Below are 18326 nucleotides of genomic sequence, written 5' to 3'. Positions count from 1 at the left end.
GATTTAATACGCTCAACGTTAATAATATTCCCTGTATAAATATTGAAATTGAGTTTTAGCCGATCACGTCGCCCACCCTCCCCGTGAATTTTAAAATACCTGTTTGTGTTCCCATAATTTAAGTTTTTGATTAAAGGTAAGTCAACGGGAAAAGGTCATCCCGGACAGCCATTTGAGAATTACGAACATGTGTCGAAGTGTGTTTAGTCACTTTCGAATATTGATCCGACAGGGAGTAGCGAATATCTAATGCGGGTTTTACCGGGGTTAAATGTTTTCGAAAAATACAAGGCGGCCCGGCACCGGCTTGTTTATCATTCCGTTAAACCACCTTCCGTCCAACATATTCCTGTCATTCTGTCATTTTTTTATGTATTTTTGCTGTCCTAAAAACGAAGTCAGGATCATGCTGGAAACAGTACAGAAAATACACGACGAGAACCGCCAGGGCGAGGCTATTGCCCCGGCCAGTGAGGACACGCACACTTATACAAAAAAATTCTATATAGAAAGCTATGGTTGCCAGATGAATTTCAATGATTCTGAGATCGTAGCTTCCATCCTCAACCAGGAAGGTTTCGGCGCCACCCGCAACGTGGAGGAGGCCGACCTCGTGCTGCTGAACACCTGCTCCATCCGTGAAAAGGCGGAACAGACCGTCCGCCAGCGGCTCACCGAGTTCAAAAAGACCAAGAAAAACAAGCCCGGCTTCCTCGTAGGCGTGCTCGGCTGCATGGCGGAACGCCTCAAAGCGAAGTTCCTCGAAGAAGAAAAGCTGGTAGACCTCGTGGTAGGCCCTGACGCTTACCGCACCCTCCCCGCCCTCATCGAAGAGGCAGGCACCGGCCAGAAGGCCATCAACGTGCTGCTGAGCCGCGAAGAGACCTATGGGGACATCAGCCCGGTGAGGCTGGACAGCAATGGCGTAACCGCTTTTGTATCCATCATGCGGGGCTGCAACAACATGTGCTCCTTCTGCGTGGTGCCCTTCACCCGTGGCCGCGAACGCAGCCGCGACCCGTATTCCATCATCGCCGAAGCAACTGATCTTTTTGAAAGAGGCTACCGTGAAGTGACCCTCCTGGGCCAGAATGTAGATTCCTATTATTTTGTGGACGAGGCAAAGGACGAAACCGTCACCTTTGCCCTGCTGCTGGAAAAAGTAGCCGCCATCAGCCCGCTGCTGCGCGTGCGCTTCTCCACCTCCCACCCGAAAGATATCACCGACGAAGTGCTGTTTGCCATGGCCCGCCATGAGAACATCTGCAACTACATCCACCTGCCCGTGCAAAGCGGCAGCAACCGCATCCTCCAGCTCATGAACCGCACCTACACCCGGGAATGGTACATGAAGAAGATAGACCGCATCCGCGAAATACTGCCGGACTGCGCACTGTCTACCGACGTGATCACCGGCTTCTGCACGGAAACGGAAGAAGACCACCAGGATACCATGGCCATTATGGAATACGCGAAATACGAGCTCGCTTATATGTTCGCTTACTCCGAAAGGCCCGGCACGCTGGCGGCACGCCGTTACCAGGACGATGTGCCTGAAGACGTGAAAAAACGCCGCCTGGCCGAAGTGGTGGCCCTTCACCGGCAGCATTCGCTGGAAGGCATGCGGAAAGAAGTGGGCAAAACCTGCAAAGTGCTCGTCGAAGGCGTTTCCAAACGTTCGGATGCACATTATTTCGGAAGGAACGATCAGAATAAAGTAGTGGTTTTCCCGAAGGAGAATTTCCGGAAGGGAGACTATGTGATGGTTAAAATAGATGACTGTACGGCCGGTACACTGATCGGTACGATCGTGCCGGGGCCGTACCAAAACTAACGGACATGGACAATATTCAAAGCATCAAGAACCGCTTCGGCATCATCGGCAATTCGCAGGCGCTCAATTACGCCCTGCAGGTGGGCGCCCAGGTGGCCAACACCGACCTCACGGTGCTGATATCCGGCGAAAGCGGTGTTGGTAAAGAAGTATTCTCACAGATCATACACGCGCTCAGCGCCCGCAAACATAATCCTTTCATTGCCGTGAACTGCGGCGCCATCCCCGAAGGCACCATCGATTCCGAACTTTTCGGCCACGAAAAAGGCTCCTTCACCGGCGCGGTAGACAACCGGAAAGGTTATTTCGAAACCGTGAACGGCGGCACCATTTTCCTGGACGAGATCGGGGAAATGCCGCTGGGCACCCAGGCCCGCCTGCTGCGTGTGCTGGAAACCGGCGAATACATCCGCGTAGGTTCCTCCAAAGTGCAGAAAACGGACGTGCGCGTGATTGCCGCCACCAACCGCGATCTGCTGGAACGCACCGAACAGGGCAAGTTCAGGGAAGACCTGTACTACCGCCTCAACACCGTGCCCATCCGCGTGCCTTCCCTGCGCGACCGCAAGGAAGACATTCCCATGCTGTTCCGCAAATTCTGTGTGGACTTCGCCGAACGCTACAAGACCACTTCCATCCAGCTGGACGATGAGGCGCGAGACCTGCTGGTGAGCTATCCCTGGCCCGGCAACGTGCGCGAACTAAAGAACATCGCCGAGCAGATCTCCGTGCTGGCTCCCGAGAAGCTGGTGCACGCTGCGGACCTTCGCCGCTTTTTGCCTGAGCAGCCCACTATGAACCGCCTTCCGGCCGTCATTCCCAATGCGCATAACGGCGTAGGTGGCGGGGATTTTTCCAGCGAGCGCGACATCCTCTACAAACTATTCTTCGACATGAAGAAAGATGTGACCGAGCTTAAGAAAATGTTCTTCGACGTGCTGCAGAACCCCGGCATGACGCATGGGGCCTCTTTCCAGGAATCCGCTCCCATACACAACTTCCAGCCTTCCGAAACACCGGCTACACCTAACATCATTGCATCTCCGGCACAGCCGCTGATCATACACGACAATAAAATAGACCATCACGAGGAAGTGGAAGAGACCCTGTCTATCGCCGACAAGGAAAAAGAGCTGATCGAGAAGGCGCTGAAGAAACACAAGGGAAAAAGGAAGGACGCCGCGCTGGATCTGGGCATTTCGGAACGGACTTTGTACAGGAAACTGAAGGAATACAACATCAATGAGTAAATACCCTATGTCAAAATACTTTTACCTGGCCGCCTGCCTTGGCCTCTGGATGGCCCTGGGTGCCTGTACCGTCAAATATTCCGCCAACGGGGCGAGTATAGACCCGGAAGCGAAAACCGTGATGGTAAGGTTCATCGAGAACCGCGCGCCGCAGAACAACCCGCAGTTGAGCCAGCAGATCACTGAAAAGCTGCGCCAGAAGATACTTGCGCAAACCCGCCTCACCCAAACCAACGAGCAGAACGCGGATTATGAGTTCAAAGGCACGATCACGGGTTATTCCGTTTCCAACGCCGCGGTAACGGACATCGACAAGCCGGCGACGGCGAGGCTTACCATTACACTGAGCATTACTTTCATCAACCGCATACCGGGCAAAAAAGGATTTGCCAACCAGTCGTTCTCCCGTTCCGCGGACTTCAACGCTACTCAAACGCTGAATGATGCGGAGTCGCGCCTGCTGGCGGAGATCGTTCCCAACCTGGTGGACGATGTGTTCAACCGGGCATTTGCCAACTGGTAGGGCGGTTTATTTGATTTAAGTATTATTTTCATATTTTAGCACCCATGACCGCTAACAGGATCATTCACCATATTTTTAACCAACCGGACCTCCGGGACGTTGACCAGGCAAGCCTGGAGCGGCTGGTGGAATCGTATCCCTACTTTGCGGCGGCCAGGGTATTGCTGGCACAGAAACAATTCTCCCGCATCCCGGATCACAATTCGCCTGTTTTCAAGAAAGCACAGTTATATACGAGCACGCCTCAATACCTTTACCAGCTTACCGTAGCGGGCGAAAAGCCTGCCGAGCAGGAGCCTGTCAGGACGCAGGAATACACCAATGGATTTGCGTCTTCAGAGAACGGGCACGAAGCCGTTCACGCTGAAAACGATATCGTGGCGAAGCTGGAAGCGGAAGCCGAGGCCAGCTTAACTGCCGGCGCAGCGCCCGATCCTGATGCGCTGATGGAAACCGTTGTGGCGGAAGAACCCTCCCCCATCGTTCCCGGCCCGCTCACTGCGGAAGAGGAAATAGCCCTCGAAGACGAGGTCAGCGCGGAAGACCAGGCCATCCTGGACGCGCTGGAAGCGGAAGACCATGCCGCCGCCACAGCCAAGGCTGAAGCCGCAGCACAGAAAGCCGCAGAGGAAGCGGAAGCGAAAAGAATAGCTGAAGAAGAGGCTGCCGCGAAAGCCGCAGCTGAAGCCGAAGCAAAGAAAATAGCCGAAGAAGAAGCCGCCGCAAAAGCTGCTGCTGAAGCCGAAGCGCAAAGAATAGCCGAGGAAGAAGCTGCCGCAAAAGCCACCGCTGAAGCTGAAGCAAAGAGAATAGCCGAGGAAGAAGCTGCTGCCGAAGCTGAAGCAAAGAGAATTGCCGAGGAAGAAGCTGCCGCAAAAGCCGCTGCTGAAGCGGAAGCCCAAAGAATAGCCGAGGAAGAAGCTGCCGCAAAAGCCACCGCTGAAGCCGAAGCAAAGAGAATTGCCGAAGAAGAAGCTGCCGCAAAAGCCGCTGCCGAAGCCGAAGCAAAGAGAATTGCCGAGGAAGAAGCCGCCGCAAAAGCCGCCGCCGAGGCCGAAGCAAAGAGAATTGCCGAGGAAGAAGCTGCCGCAAAAGCCGCTGCTGAAGCCGAAGCCCAAAGAATAGCCGAGGAAGAAGCTGCCGCAAAAGCCGCCGCCGAAGCGGAAGCCCAAAGAATAGCCGAAGAAGAAGCTGCCGCAAAAGCCGCTGCCGAAGCCGAAGCAAAGAGAATTGCCGAGGAAGAAGCTGCCGCAAAAGCCGCCGCCGAAGCGGAGAAGGATGAAGTCGTGGCCGTCGATTATGAAGCCGTTGAAGCCGAGATCGCCCGCACTTCCACCGAAGATGAAATAATTGCCGTCGACTACGAAGCCGCCGAAGCTGAGATCGCCCGTATTTCCACGGAAGATGAGATCGTAGCCATCGACTACGACGCGCTGAAGCCGGAAGAACCTTCGCAATACGAACCCGAAGTAGAGGAAGAGGAGATCGTGGTGCCCTCCGAAACAGAGCCCGAAGGCACAGGCCTCACCCTGCCCAAAGCAGACCCGGAAATTCCCCTGGAAAAAGTGGCCACAGACGACGATATTGAAGAGACTGAAGAGCCCCGGACCGCCGAGGAAGAAGAAACGCCCATCCGCATTCACCCGATGGACACTCCGGTGGAAGAAACGGTGCTGACCTTCCAGCCCCTCTACACGGAAGATTATTTTGCCTATAAAAAGTTGAAAGACCCGAACGTTGCAGATAAGATGACTGAGAAAGCCGCCGCCGAGATGAGAAGTTTTACAGACTGGCTCCGCGAACTGAAAGACAATTTTTCAGGTAAAGCCCAGAAAGACTGGTATCATCAGCAATTGCACAAGCTGTATGAAGACGATGACCCGGAAGTGACCGAAAGGGTGGAAAAGATGGCCATGCAGTCCATCACCCTGAACGACGACATCGTGTCCGAGACCCTGGCCGAGATCTGGGTACGCCAGCACCAGCCTGAAAAAGCGATTGCCATATATCAAAAATTAAGTTTGCTTAATCCCGGTAAAAACGCTTATTTTGCGCAAAAGATAAACGAACTTAAACAACTCAGACAATAATAAATTACGATTAGTATGTTGATTTTCTTTGGAGTATTGATTGTGGTGGCCTGTGTTTTACTGGGCTTCTTCGTGCTGGTACAGAACCCTAAAGGCGGCGGGCTCTCCGGCTCCTTCGGCGGTTTCGGCAACCAGGTGATGGGTGTTCGGCAGACCACCGACGTACTGGAAAAAGGTACCTGGATACTCGCAGCAGCCATTGCTGTTCTCTGCCTCACCTCTACCATGTTCGTCGGCAGAGGCGGCGCTACCGGCCCCGTAAGAGGCAACAGCGCCATCGAAAAATCAGCAGGATCAGGCCCGGCAGCTACCCCGCCCGCAACGCTCCCGCTGAACAACCAGCAAGCTCCCCCGGCCCAGCCTGTGGACACAAACAAGAAGTAATATTATTTGCCAATATAATATTTGAAAGGACCTCGCCGTTAAAAGCGGGGTTTTTTATTGAATTACCGCCACTATTCCATGAAACCGAGCATGAGAAGATTTCTCACACAGGGGAATGTTAATGCGAGGTTCCATCCGGCCTTGAAAAGACAAATATTAACGGATGAAACAAAAGACCAAAAAAAATAATTCCCCCTGGGTTCGCCGTATTGCCGTGATCGCTGCCTGCCTGCTGGCCGGCGCCCTCGTTGCGGGAGGTTACCTCCTGATGGGCCCCAACACCCGCTCCTTCGGCGATAAAAAATACTTTTACATACCTACCGGCAGCAAATATGCAGACGTGCTCCAGGGCCTGAAAGACCAGGAGATCGTCAACTCCCCCGCCACCTTCAACCTCGTTGCCCGCCAGCTGGATTACCCGGCCCGTGTGAAAGCCGGCCGCTACGAGATCAAAAAAGGCATGGGCAACCTGGAGATCGTGCGCATCCTGCGTTCCGGCAGGCAGTCGCCCGTGAAGCTCGTGATCAATAAGCTGCGGCTGAAAGAAGACTTCATACGCCTGGTATCTTCTCAGCTGGAAGCCGATTCCACCGCCCTGCGCGCTATTATGGACGACCGTGTGTACCTCCGCCAGTTCGGGCTGGACACGCAGACCGTGATGTGCGCCGTAATGCCCAACACCTACGAATTCTACTGGAATACCACCGCCGGCAAAGTGTTCGAAAAGCTGGAAGAAAGCTACGCCCGCTTCTGGACGGACGAACGCAAAGCCAAAGCCGCGGCCCTCGGGCTGAGCCCTGCCGAAGTAGTGACCCTCGCTTCCATCGTGGAAGAAGAAACGAACCGCCACGACGAAAAGCCGAGCATCGCCAGCGTATATCTCAACCGGCTCAAAAAAGGCATGCGCCTCGGGGCGGATCCTACCGTGAAATTCGCCATGAAGAATTTCGCGCTGAGGCGTATCTGGGGCTCACATCTCGAATACGATTCTCCGTATAACACTTACCGTTATGCCGGCCTGCCGCCCGGCCCCATCTGCACGCCTTCCGCGAAATCCATCGAAGCAGTGCTGGAACCGGCGGACACGGAATACCTTTATTTCTGTGCAAAGGCCGACGGCAGCGGCTATCACGCCTTCGCCGCCACTTTTAAGGAACATCTTGAGAACGCGCGCAACTACCAGAAGGAATTGAATGCAAGGGGAATTAAATAACCCTTTCTTCGTACTTTTACAACGGTCCAACAAAATCCCCGGATGATCGATGTAGAAAAAATCATTCTCAGTTCCAAACCTGTTCGCTGGGTGATCCATAAAAGCAAGTCGCTGGTGTTGCCGGGGTTCGACCGTGCGCCGCTGTACGACGTGATCGTGTTTTTCCTCAAAGAAACCGCCAGGGAAAGCCTCACCGAACGCGCCGCCGCCATTTCTTTCAACTTTTTGCTGGCCATACCGCCTTTTTTCATCTTCCTGTTCACCCTTGTGCCCTTCATTCCCCTGCAGAACGTGGAGCCAACGCTGTATGATCTCGCGGAAAGCCTCACCCCCAACTACAGCAGCTACATCATTGTGCGCGACATGATCCACGACTTCCTGTACACGCAGCGTAATACATTACTTTCCTTCGCATTTATACTCAGCTTTTATTATTCCTCCAACGGCGTAATGGGCATGCTCCGCTCGTTCGATAAGCTGCTGCCCGGTTTCACGCAGCGCACCTGGTGGCAAACCCGGCTTACCGCGCTCATGCTCACCATATTTCTCGTAGTGCTGCTGCTGCTAACCGTTGCGCTCATTATTATGCAGGGCGCCATCCTGAAAATGATCCTGCAGAAACTGAATATTGCAGACGCCGTTTCGCAGTTTTCCATCGGCCTGGTGCGCTGGGCGCTCATCGTGCTGCTGTTCTTTTCTATTATCTCCGTGATCTACCGCTGGGGGCCGGCTACCAAAAAGAAATGGAAGTTCATTTCCGCGGGTTCTACCTTCGCCAGCATTTCCATGGTCGTGGTAACACTGGGATTCTCTTTCTGGGTGACGAATTTTGCGCAATACAACCAGATCTACGGTTCTATCGGTACCATTCTCGTGCTGATGCTCGTGGTATATTTTAATTCATTTATACTGCTGATCGGCTTCGAATTGAACACCAGCATCAGCACGCTGCGCGAAATAGCCGCAGAACGGGAAATGGAGGAAGCGCCTGAATTACAGGGACTTTCATGACCTCTCCGTTAATATCATATCAATTTACCGCTGAAGATTTTCTAAATTGGGATAGACGGCTTTTTATTCCCTGCGAAATGCTGTAATTTCATGTTGAACCAAATCAGGGAGCCTATGAAAAAGCAAATTCTTTTACTGCTTTTAGCAGTGTTTTCGCTTGTGGCATTCCGTTTTCCCGATTCGCTGGATATCGGGGCGAAGCTGCCGAAGGCTGACATTAAAATGAAAGACATTTCCGGCAGGGAATTCTCGCTCAACGACGTAAAAAAGGCCAACGGCCTGCTGGTGATGTTCAGTTGCAACACCTGCCCCTACGTAAAACGCAACCAGGACCGCACCCGCGAAATATGCCAGTTTGCACTGAAAAACAACATCGGCGTGATACTGGTCAATTCCAACGAAGCGGAACGCACCGGCGGCGACTCTTACGAAGCCATGCAGAGCTACGGCAAAGGGCAGCGCTACAGCTGGCCCTACGTGGTGGATAAGGACAATGCCATTGCGGACGCCTTTGCGGCAGACCGCACACCGGAATGTTACCTCTTCAACAAAGACGCGATGCTCGTGTACAAAGGCGCGATAGACGACAACCCCGGCAGCGCCGAAAGCGTGCAGACCAAATACCTGCACAACGCCATCGCCGCCATGATCAGCGGCAAACCCGTACCGGTCACCAGCACCGCTTCGGTAGGCTGCGGCATCAAACGTAAAATGTAAGACCAGTTCATAATAAAAAAGAGGCTGTATCATAAATCATGATCAGCCTCTTTTTCATTCCTTGATTTGCTTACAAGCTTCAGGGGTTTGCATACATGCGCGCGATTTGGCTTACCGACCTTTGGATCATGGAAATAAAACAAATTGCATTGGGCAGCCAGGGTTTGGTTGTGCCGGTGATCGGCCTGGGCTGTATGGGTATGACGGGCTTTGAAGAAGCACATATGTACGGCCCCGCGGATGAGCAGGAAGCCATCGCGACGATTCACCGTTCGCTCGAGCTGGGTGGAAATTTTTTGGATACTGCCGATCTGTATGGTCCGCTGAAAAATGAGCAGCTCATTGCGAAAGCAATCAGCGGTAAACGCGATCAGTATATTTTGGCCACCAAGTTTGGCTGGGAAATCGATGACAACAATAAAGTGACCTGGGCCATCAATGGTAAAAAGGACTATGTAAAAAAATCTTTAGAGCGTTCGCTAAAGAATCTCAATACCGATTACATCGATCTGTATTACCTGCACCGCCTGGATAAAAATACGCCGATCGAGGAAACAGTTGAAGCCATGGCAGAGCTGGTTAAAGAAGGTAAAGTAGGTTATATCGGTCTGTCGGAAGTATCGTCTGAAACGGCTAAGCGGGCGCATGCCGTACACCCGGTCACCGCAGTACAAAGCGAGTATTCTTTATTTGAACGAACGGTGGAAGAACGCGGGGTGTTAGCAACATTAAATGAACTGGGTATCGGGTTTGTAGCTTACTCACCATTGGGCCGCGGTTTTTTATCGGGACAGATCAAAAGCATCGATGACCTGCCGGAGAACGATTTCCGCAGGGCGATCCCGCGTTTCCAGGGCGAAATGTTTAATAAGAACATTGAATTGGTCAAGGCAATTGAAGCCATGGCTGAAGCAAAGAACGTCACTTCTTCGCAGCTGGCTTTGGCCTGGATCATGAGCAAGGGGATTTTACCGATCCCGGGAACGAAACGCAGAAAGTACCTGGAGCAAAACCTCGCGGCGACTACCATTGAGTTGACGGAGGCGGATCTTTCACAACTGGAAAGCATCGTGCCTTTGGGTACGGACACGGGCGCACCTTATGATGAGTTCAGTATGGGCTTAATTGATTAATTTTGTTTATGCACGCCATTAACTCCATATCAGAATTTCACCGGTTGCTGTCATTGCCCGAACCTCGCCACCCGCTGGTGAGCGTGATCAATCTGGCGGAAAGTGTTTTTTTGGAAGACGAGATCTGGAAAAGTTTCGTTAACCGCTTTTACTGCGTGGCGCTCAAACGCGAAGCCAAAGGCAAGACCAGGTACGGACAGCAGCATTATGATTACGATAAAGGAGTATTGAGTTTTACCGCGCCTAACCAGGTGCAACAACTGGACCTGCAAAATATCGAATGCGGGTCCGGTTATCTCCTGATCTTTCACCCGGACTTCCTGTTGCAGCATACGCTGGCGAGCAGCATTCATCACTACGGTTTTTTCGATTACGCGGTTAACGAAGCGCTGCACCTGTCTGCCGGGGAAGAAGATGACCTGATCACGATCCTCCATAAAATTGATAAGGAGTGCCAGCATATCGATAAGCATACCCACGAGATCATTCTGACGCAGATCGAGAGTCTGCTAAAATACTCCAACCGTTTTTATGAGCGGCAGTTTTTGACCCGCAAGAATAATAATTCAGCTCTGCTGACCAGGTTCGAGCAGTTGATCGATGACTACTTTAACAGCGACGTACAGGGTTTGCTCACGGTACAATATATTGCTGCGCAGATGAACCTGTCGCCGAACTACCTGAGTGACCTGCTTCGGGTTCATACCGGGCAGAACACACAGCAGCATATTCATGAAAAACTGATCGCGAAAGCCAAAGAAAAACTTTCCACGACCAGTCTTTCGGTCAGCGAGATCGCCTATGCCCTGGGCTTTGAGCACGCGCAATCCTTTAGCACGCTTTTCAAAAAGAAGACGAATTTATCGCCGCTGGAATTTCGTCAGTCTTTTAACTGAAGTCCGTCATTTCCGTCATTGCCCCACCATAAACACCGCGTTGCCGAACAGCAGCTTCCCATTCTCCCAGAAGCTCCTGAACAGCGGGTTATCCAGCAGCAGCACCACTTCCCCCTGCCCCACTTCCTTCACGCCGAACAGCAGGCCGTCGTTCAGGCGGAGCTTGGTTTGCGCGCCCACAAAACCGGTGAGGTAATCGTTCTTTTTCAGCACGCCCACATTCCAGCCGTCTGATTCGATATAGGAAACCAGCTTATCGCTTTGTTTGAGCGTGTAATAATAGTCGGGATAACCGAATGCCAGCGGATGCGTTCTGTCCATATGCACCTTATAGATAGCCCCGGGAATGAATTGCGAAACGCTTTCGCGCTCACGGTTGGCGTAAGGTTTCAGCGGGATGTACGGATCTTTTTTCTCTCCTTCTTTTTTATCCTTATCCTCTTCTTCTTTTTTGAGTTTAAAGCCCCATTCTCCCTGTGCAAGCTGCGCAACGGCGTCTTCCACCGCAATGAGCCTGCCGCCGGCGCTCACCCAGTCTTTCAGACGCTCTGCGGCCTGCTTGTCTGCCAGCGCGGGGTAATAACCATCCGGCAGGATGAGCACGTCGAGATCGCGCCAGCCGGGGTTGCTGAGCGACGACGCTGGAATAACGGTGAGCGGGTATTCGATCTGCTGCTCGAAGAAATGCCATATTTCGCCCATGCCGAGGGAAGACACGCCCTCTCCCGCCACCACGGCCACTTTCGGCTTGCGGATGTACCGGATCTTGTCGGACCCGAAGTCCGCCCCTTTATCCACGAAGCCGGTCGGCACTTTCACCAGCGACACTTCCATTTTTGCGGCGATGGCCGTAACCGCATCCAGCGAGGCATTGCCCGCTTTGGTGATGATGAGCGTGCCTTCGGGATACGTTTTTCCCGCAATGGTGAAGGGCGCTTCGGAATAACGCACTTTGATGTTCCTGTTCAGCAATGCCGCGAGGAACTTCAGGTCTTTAGCACTGTTCCAGGGCGCCAGGAAAGCGTAAGTATTGCCCTCCGCGGGCGCGTTAACAGCCTTTTCGGGCTGCGCGCTTACTGCCGGATCGATCTTACCGGCAACAGCATATGCAGGCAGGCCATAGGCGTAAGGAAGCGCCCAGGCGGTGATGTCGTAGGTCACGGAATCGGTGAGGCGCGCCACCGGTTCGAACAATACCCTCACGAGGTTGGAACGCGGCTGGTAAGCGCTTATCACCAGGTCGCCTTTTTCGATATTGAATTTTTCCGTTTTACCCGTGAAATAATTGAAGCCCGTGCCCGCGCTGCCGCCGGTGGCAAAGCCGGTCACAATATCGTTGCGGCGCAGGGTCTCGGCGAGGGTCTGCAGTTTTTCCATGTTGCCCGCACCTTTCACCACATAGGTTTTATAATCGCCGGAAGGTTTGCTCCGCGCGTCCGTGAAGTAGCGGGTGAATTCCTGCACCAGCTTGTCCGCATTGGCGGAAGATACTTCCACGGTGGCGATGCCGGTAGTGAAATGATGTTCTATCCTGTCTTTCAGCGTAAGCGTATCTCCCTGGCGGGTGGTGATGGCCAGGCCCGCGCGGCCGCTCCCGCCCTGCTCGTAGGTCATACCGATGGAGCCGTTGTAGGTGGGATAAGTATCGCCGTAGCTGGGATAGAACAGGTCGAACTGCTCGCGCGTGAAATACAGCCAGCCTTTGGCATCGAAATAAGTGGCGTTGTGTTTGCCGATCTGCACCTGGAAAGCGCGCTGCCATTCGGTGATCGCATCGTGCAGCGGCTCTGCCGCGGGCGCGAAATAATACGGCGCGTCCACGCCCTGCTCATGGAAATCCACATGCACCTGCGGCATCCAGCGGTTGTATTGCAGCACGCGCTGCCGCGATTCGGTCTGCGTTTGCCAGGCCCAGTCGCGGTTCAGGTCGAAATAATAATGATTGCTGCGCCCGCCCGGCCAGGGCTCGTTGTGCTCCCTTGCGTACGGCGTGGCGTCGGCATTTTTGCCGCGGGTGGAATTATAGAAGTTCACATAACGCTCGCGGCCGTCGGGGTTCAGGCAGGGATCGATGATGATCACGGTATTCTTCAGCAGGTCCTGCCGTTCGGCGTGCAGCGTGTAAAGCGTTTTCATAGCGGCTTCCGTGCTCACGGCCTCGTTGCCGTGCACGTTGTAGCTGAGCCAGATGATAACGGGCTGCGCGCCCTGTGCATTGCCCGATACGAGGCCCATATTATGCGCGCGGATCTCTTCCAGGCGGGCCATATTTTCAGGGCTGGAAATAATGGCCATCATCAGCGGGCGGCCTTCATAGGTTTCGCCATAGGTTTCCAGCTTCACATTCTTTGCCGTAGCGGCCACCTCGCGGAAATATTCCGTCACTTTAAAGTGCGGCGTGAACCGCGTTCCCAGCGGGTATTTCAGATATGTTTCCGGGGAAGGCTGCGCCTGCGACGTGGTCATGGCGCCTAACACAGCCAGTACTAAAAATATATACTTCATAGTTGGATTGTATCCCCCTAAGATAGGGGAAATTGCGGCGTGGATTCGCTGGAAAATAATATTAATTTAGCTGGAAATGATGCCATTAATGATGCGTTCCCTTATTTTCCTCTTATGCACCCTTTCCCTGGATGTTCTCGGCCAGCAAACCGGCCCGGAACAATACACCGTCACCAAACGCATAGAAGCCCGCAAATATGCCGTGGCATCCGCCCATCCGCTGGCCAGCGGGGCCGGCACGGAAGTGATGAAAGCAGGCGGGAACGCATTTGACGCGGCCATTGCCACACAGCTCGCGCTGGCCGTTGTATACCCGGAAGCGGGCAACCTCGGCGGTGGCGGCTTTCTCGTAGCCAGCATGCCCGATGGCAAAACGGTCGCCATCAACTACCGCGAAATGGCGCCCGGCAAGGCCCACCGCGACATGTACCTGGACGGTGCGGGCAACCCCATCGTCAAAAAAAGCCTGGAAGGCCACCTGGCAGCGGGCGTACCCGGTACGGTGGCGGGGCTCATCGCTACGCATGCCTATGCAAAACTTCCGTTCGCCAGGCTGGTGGCGCCGGCCATCCGTCTTGCCGAACACGGTTATATTATCACAGCCGCGGAAGCGCGCGGGCTCAACCGCCACCGCGATAATTTTTTGCGGCTGAACACCAGGCCCGTGGCTTTTGTAAAAGATACACCCTGGAGAGAAGGTGATACGCTGGTGCAGAAAGACCTCGCCCGTACCCTGCGGCTGATCGCTGAAAAAGGCGCGGCCGGGTTTTATGCAGGAGAGACCGCGCAAAAGATCGCGGAAGAAATGCAGCGCGGCGGTGGCATTATTTCCGCTGAAGACCTGCAAAACTACCGCGCTGAAGTGTTGCAGCCCCTCCGCTTCAAATTCCGCGGCCATGATATATTGACCATGCCCCTGCCCAGCAGCGGCGGCATCTGCCTGCAACAGATGCTCGGCATGGTGGAAAAACACCCGATGGAAGACTGGGGCTTTCACAATCCCAAAAGCGTGCAGCTGATGATAGAAGCGGAACGCAGGGCGTATTCGGACAGGGCGGAATACCTCGGCGATCCGCATTTCGTGAAGGTGCCCGTTAAAACCCTCACCGATCCCGCTTACCTGCAGCGCCGCATGGCAGACTTCACGCCCGGCCTCGCTTCTCTCAGCGCGCGTGTGCCCGCCGGCGTTATCAAAGAAAGCGAGCAGACCACCCACCTCAGCGTGGTAGACGCCCAGGGCAATGCCGTGGCAGTGACCACCACCCTCAACGGCGGTTATGGCTGCGACGTAGTGGTAGGCGGCGCAGGTTTCCTGCTCAACAACGAAATGGACGATTTTTCCGTAAAACCCGGATCACCCAATATGTATGGCCTGCTGGGCAACGAAGCAAACGCCATCGCTCCCGGCAAACGCATGCTCAGTTCCATGACGCCCACCATTGTGCTGAAAAACACACAGCCCCTGCTGGTAACGGGCACCCCCGGCGGCTCCACCATCATCACTTCCATGTTCCAGACGCTGGTGAACTCCCTGGTGTTCGGCCTGGATGCGGACCAGACCGTAAACGCACCGAAGTTCCACCACCAATGGCTGCCCGACGTCGTGTATATCGAAAGAGGATTCCCCGAACCGGTGAAACATTCGCTGGAACGGATGGGCTACAAGCTCACGCCCCGCGAATCCATCGGGCGGACGGAGCTGATAAAGATCCATGGCATAGGCAAACTGGAAGCCGTGGCCGATAACCGGGGCGACGACAGCGCTGCCGGAGAATAATTGTACATTCGGTATATAAAAAACAGACCGGTTATGAGTATTTACCTGGACAGCCTGAAGAAACGCCTGCTTTTTTACAGGGAACTTGCAGAAAAAACATTCGCCCAGCTGAACGACGAACAGATACACTGGCAGCCCGCCGGCGAGCCCAACAATATCTACATTATCGTGAAACATATGAGCGGCAACATGCTCAGCCGCTTTACCGACTTCCTCAGCACAGACGGCGAAAAACCCTGGCGCGAGCGCGACGCCGAGTTCGAGGACAATGAGCCCGGCGCCACCAAAGCGGATATGACAGCCACCTGGAACAAAGGCTGGGACTGCCTGCTGCAAACGCTGGACAGTCTTACCGACGCCGACCTTACGAAGATCATCCACATCAGGACCGAACCTTTGATCGTGATAGACGCCCTCAACCGGCAGCTTGCCCATTACCCCTACCACGTAGGCCAGATCGTATATCTGGGCAAAATGATGAAGGCGGATAACTGGCAGAGCCTTTCCATTCCCAAAGGCAATTCAAAACAATTCAACGAGCAAAAAGCAGCAGGCAAATGAAATACCTGATCTATACCTGCTGCCTTGCGGCAGTATTCGCTTCATGCGGCAGCGGAAAGACCAATAGCCTGCTGCAGCACAAAAAATGGAAAGTGTACGACGTGGCCGTGCCTTCCTCCGACCCGTACAACAACGTGCAGATCACGCAGGCGCGCGACCTGAAAGACGGTTATTATTCAGACGCCTATTACCAGTTCCTGGACAACGGCCTGTTCATCGCCACCATTGCCGGCGTGCCTGACAGCGGGAAGTACGAGCTGCTCAGCAACGGGAAGATCATTTCCATTACCAGCTCCACCGGTTCCCGCAATGCGGAGCACCTGGTGGAAGTGGAGAAGCTGGACGAAAATAATTTCGATATGAAAGTTGCCTCGGGCGACTATCATTTTATTTTACGCACCCGGAAACAATAATATGTTCAGCATTACAGACAGCACGCCCGGCAGAACGGCACAGATCGAAGGCAGGACCTGCCTTTTCTTTTCGGGTTTCGCCTACCTGGGCATGCATGTTTCCCATACCTTCCGCGACATGCTGGCCGAAGGCCTGGCACGTTTCGGCAGCGTATACCCTTCTTCCCGCATCGGCAACCTGCAGCTGCGGCTGTACGAAGAGCTGGAACATTCGCTGGCTGCGCAGCTTCACCAGCAAAGCGCCGTTTGTTTTTCCTCCGGCTACCTCGCCGCGCAGGCCGCTGTAACCTATGCCGTGAGTAAAGGCGAAGCCCTCTATTCGCCCGGCGCCCATCCTGCCATCCGCTTTCCCGGCGCGCAGGCGCCCGCCGGCAGCTGGGCGTCATGGATGGAAACCGTGGTGGAAAAGATCAATAAAGGAGAAGATCACCAGTACGTGATCGTCGCCGATGCGGTGAACCCGCTCACTGCCATCATCAACGACTTCAGCGCGCTGAAAGCATTACAGCGCAAAACGCTGGTGCTGGTGGACGACAGTCATGGCCTGGGCGTGCTCGGTCCCGAAGGCGAAGGCATTATTTCGCTGTTACCCGCCAACGAGGCTATTCACTATCTGATCACCGCTTCGCTGGCCAAGGCCTACAGCCTGGAAGGCGGCATGGTGGCCGGTCATGCCGCGGATATAGCCGCCATCCGCAAGCTGCCGCTGTTTACCGCCAGCACGGCCATGGTACCGGCTTACGCCTATGCCTTTTTGCAGGCGCAAAGTTCTTTTGCCAACGCGCGTAAAAGATTGCAGAAAAACATCCTCACCATGGAAGGGCTCACAGCAGGCATCGCCGCCATCAGCCACCAGCCCGGCCTTCCGGTGTTCGTGCTGGAAGACCGTGAAGAAGATGTGAACGACTACCTGCTGGGCCGCGATGTCCTTATCTCTTCCTTCGCCTACCCTGACCCCCAGGGGCCGAAGGTCCACCGGGCGGTGCTTTCAGCGCTGCATACCCGCGCGGACATTGAGATACTGATGGTGCAGCTCGTTCAATTTTACACCCAATTATAACCCTTGTATATGATCAAAAGAACCTTTGCCACACTGGCCGTCCTTTGCCTGCTTTTACCCGCCTTCGCCCAGCAATCGCTGCTGTACAAGGTTTCCGGCAAGGGTCTCAAACAGCCTTCATATGTTTACGGCACCATCCACCTCATTTGCCCGGATGATTTTTTCCTTCCCCCGCACCTTCAGAAAGCATTCGACCAGTCCAAGTCCATTTACCTGGAAATAGATATGGACGACCCCGCCATGATGGCCACCATGCTGGGGCGCCTGCAGGAAACGGACGAGCAGTATTCCCTGGAAAAGGCCTTCCGGCCCGACGACTACCGCAAGCTCGGCAAATACCTGAAAGACAGCATGAACATGGATGTGACCATATTCAAAAAAATGAAGCCCCTGGTGATCCTTTCCATGATATTGCCAAAGATGCTGAACTGCCCCACCGCCGTAGCCTACGAAACCAAATTCGTCAGCATGGCCAAAGAGCAGCAAAAACCCGTGCTGGGCCTGGAAGGGCTGGACGACCAGATAGACGTGTTCGACGCATTTCCCGATACCCTGGAAGCGCGCATGATCATGGATTACATCAACGACCTGCCCAAACAGAAAGCCATCTACAGCCGCATGGTGGCCGCGTATAAGAAGCAGGACATCCAGCAGCTGCACAACTTCCTCGGCGAATCGCCGGAGTTTGCAGGGTATGAGGACAAGCTGGTGTATGACCGCAACCGCAACTGGATACCCGTGATGGAAAAGGCCATGCAGCAGGAAACCGTGCTGTTCGGCTGCGGCGCCATGCACCTGGGCGGGGACCAGGGCGTGGTGGAGCTTTTGCGTAAAAGAGGTTATAAAGTGGAACCGGTCACGAAATAGGGCCGCCCATGGCGCTGACAGATATTGGCAAGGCCGTCCCGCGGGGCGGCCTTGCTTTTTGTACCTGGAAAAACCGGGTTCGTGTATGACCA

Annotated in this window: 16 protein-coding genes; 15 read left to right on the top strand and 1 reads right to left on the bottom strand. The window is 54.2% G+C overall.

Annotated elements, in window-relative coordinates; all coding sequences use genetic code 11:
* Positions 1-406: 406 nt before the first annotated feature.
* From miaB to ACTJIK_RS20560, 10 genes are all read left to right on the top strand, one after another.
* The gene (gene miaB, locus ACTJIK_RS20605; RefSeq protein WP_440649424.1) at positions 407-1834 is read left to right on the top strand and encodes a tRNA (N6-isopentenyl adenosine(37)-C2)-methylthiotransferase MiaB; all 1428 of its coding nucleotides are present in this window, start codon (positions 407-409) and stop codon (positions 1832-1834) included.
* A 5-nt stretch (positions 1835-1839) separates the two neighbouring features.
* Positions 1840-3084: a sigma-54 interaction domain-containing protein gene (locus tag ACTJIK_RS20600; RefSeq protein ID WP_440649423.1), complete on the top strand. Its 1245-nt coding sequence runs from the start codon at positions 1840-1842 to the stop codon at positions 3082-3084.
* A gap of 7 nt (positions 3085-3091) precedes the next feature.
* The gene (locus ACTJIK_RS20595) at positions 3092-3607 is read left to right on the top strand and encodes an LptE family protein (RefSeq protein WP_440649422.1); all 516 of its coding nucleotides are present in this window, start codon (positions 3092-3094) and stop codon (positions 3605-3607) included.
* 44 nt (positions 3608-3651) lie between these two features.
* Entirely contained in the window at positions 3652-5697 is a 2046-nt protein-coding gene (locus ACTJIK_RS20590; protein WP_440649421.1) for a hypothetical protein, read from the top strand.
* Between the two features lie 15 nt (positions 5698-5712).
* Positions 5713-6081 carry a preprotein translocase subunit SecG gene (secG, locus tag ACTJIK_RS20585; RefSeq protein ID WP_440649420.1) on the top strand — a complete coding sequence of 123 codons (369 nt, stop codon included), beginning with the start codon at positions 5713-5715 and terminating at the stop codon, positions 6079-6081.
* Positions 6082-6244: 163 nt separating this feature from the next.
* A complete protein-coding gene (mltG, locus tag ACTJIK_RS20580; protein WP_440649419.1) occupies positions 6245-7294 on the top strand; it encodes an endolytic transglycosylase MltG in 1050 nt (349 codons plus the stop codon).
* 42 nt (positions 7295-7336) lie between these two features.
* On the top strand, positions 7337-8305 hold the full coding sequence (locus ACTJIK_RS20575) for a YihY/virulence factor BrkB family protein (protein WP_440649418.1): 969 nt from the start codon (positions 7337-7339) through the stop codon (positions 8303-8305).
* Positions 8306-8419: 114 nt separating this feature from the next.
* Positions 8420-9022, top strand: coding sequence for a thioredoxin family protein (locus ACTJIK_RS20570; protein WP_440649417.1), 603 nt, complete (start codon positions 8420-8422; stop codon positions 9020-9022).
* Positions 9023-9150: 128 nt separating this feature from the next.
* Positions 9151-10155, top strand: a complete 1005-nt coding sequence (locus ACTJIK_RS20565; protein WP_440649416.1) for an aldo/keto reductase — start codon at positions 9151-9153, stop codon at positions 10153-10155.
* Positions 10156-10163: 8 nt separating this feature from the next.
* On the top strand, positions 10164-11051 hold the full coding sequence (locus ACTJIK_RS20560) for a helix-turn-helix domain-containing protein (protein WP_440649415.1): 888 nt from the start codon (positions 10164-10166) through the stop codon (positions 11049-11051).
* Positions 11052-11066: 15 nt separating this feature from the next.
* Here the strand turns inward: ACTJIK_RS20560 and ACTJIK_RS20555 are convergent, their stop codons facing one another.
* Entirely contained in the window at positions 11067-13556 is a 2490-nt protein-coding gene (locus ACTJIK_RS20555) for a M14 family metallopeptidase (RefSeq protein WP_440649414.1), read from the bottom strand.
* A gap of 76 nt (positions 13557-13632) precedes the next feature.
* Between ACTJIK_RS20555 and ggt the strand changes: the two genes are divergently transcribed.
* From ggt to ACTJIK_RS20530, 5 genes are read left to right on the top strand one after another with little or no spacing between them, the layout of a single operon-like run.
* Positions 13633-15333, top strand: a complete 1701-nt coding sequence (gene ggt / locus ACTJIK_RS20550; RefSeq protein WP_440649413.1) for a gamma-glutamyltransferase — start codon at positions 13633-13635, stop codon at positions 15331-15333.
* Positions 15334-15366: 33 nt separating this feature from the next.
* The gene (locus ACTJIK_RS20545; protein ID WP_440649412.1) at positions 15367-15894 is read left to right on the top strand and encodes a DUF1572 family protein; all 528 of its coding nucleotides are present in this window, start codon (positions 15367-15369) and stop codon (positions 15892-15894) included.
* On the top strand, positions 15891-16307 hold the full coding sequence (locus ACTJIK_RS20540; protein WP_440649411.1) for a hypothetical protein: 417 nt from the start codon (positions 15891-15893) through the stop codon (positions 16305-16307). The genes ACTJIK_RS20545 and ACTJIK_RS20540 overlap by 4 nt, the downstream gene beginning before the upstream one ends.
* 1 nt (position 16308) lies before the next feature.
* On the top strand, positions 16309-17367 hold the full coding sequence (locus ACTJIK_RS20535; RefSeq protein ID WP_440649410.1) for an aminotransferase class I/II-fold pyridoxal phosphate-dependent enzyme: 1059 nt from the start codon (positions 16309-16311) through the stop codon (positions 17365-17367).
* 9 nt (positions 17368-17376) lie between these two features.
* Complete coding sequence (locus ACTJIK_RS20530) at positions 17377-18234, top strand: TraB/GumN family protein (protein ID WP_440649409.1); 858 nt, start codon at positions 17377-17379, stop codon at positions 18232-18234.
* The last annotated feature ends 92 nt before the right edge of the window (positions 18235-18326 follow it).

It is taken from the genome of Chitinophaga sp. 22620, assembly GCF_052044405.1.
Taxonomy (GTDB): Bacteria; Bacteroidota; Bacteroidia; order Chitinophagales; family Chitinophagaceae; genus Chitinophaga.
This window is presented reverse-complemented; position numbering and strand designations above follow the sequence as displayed.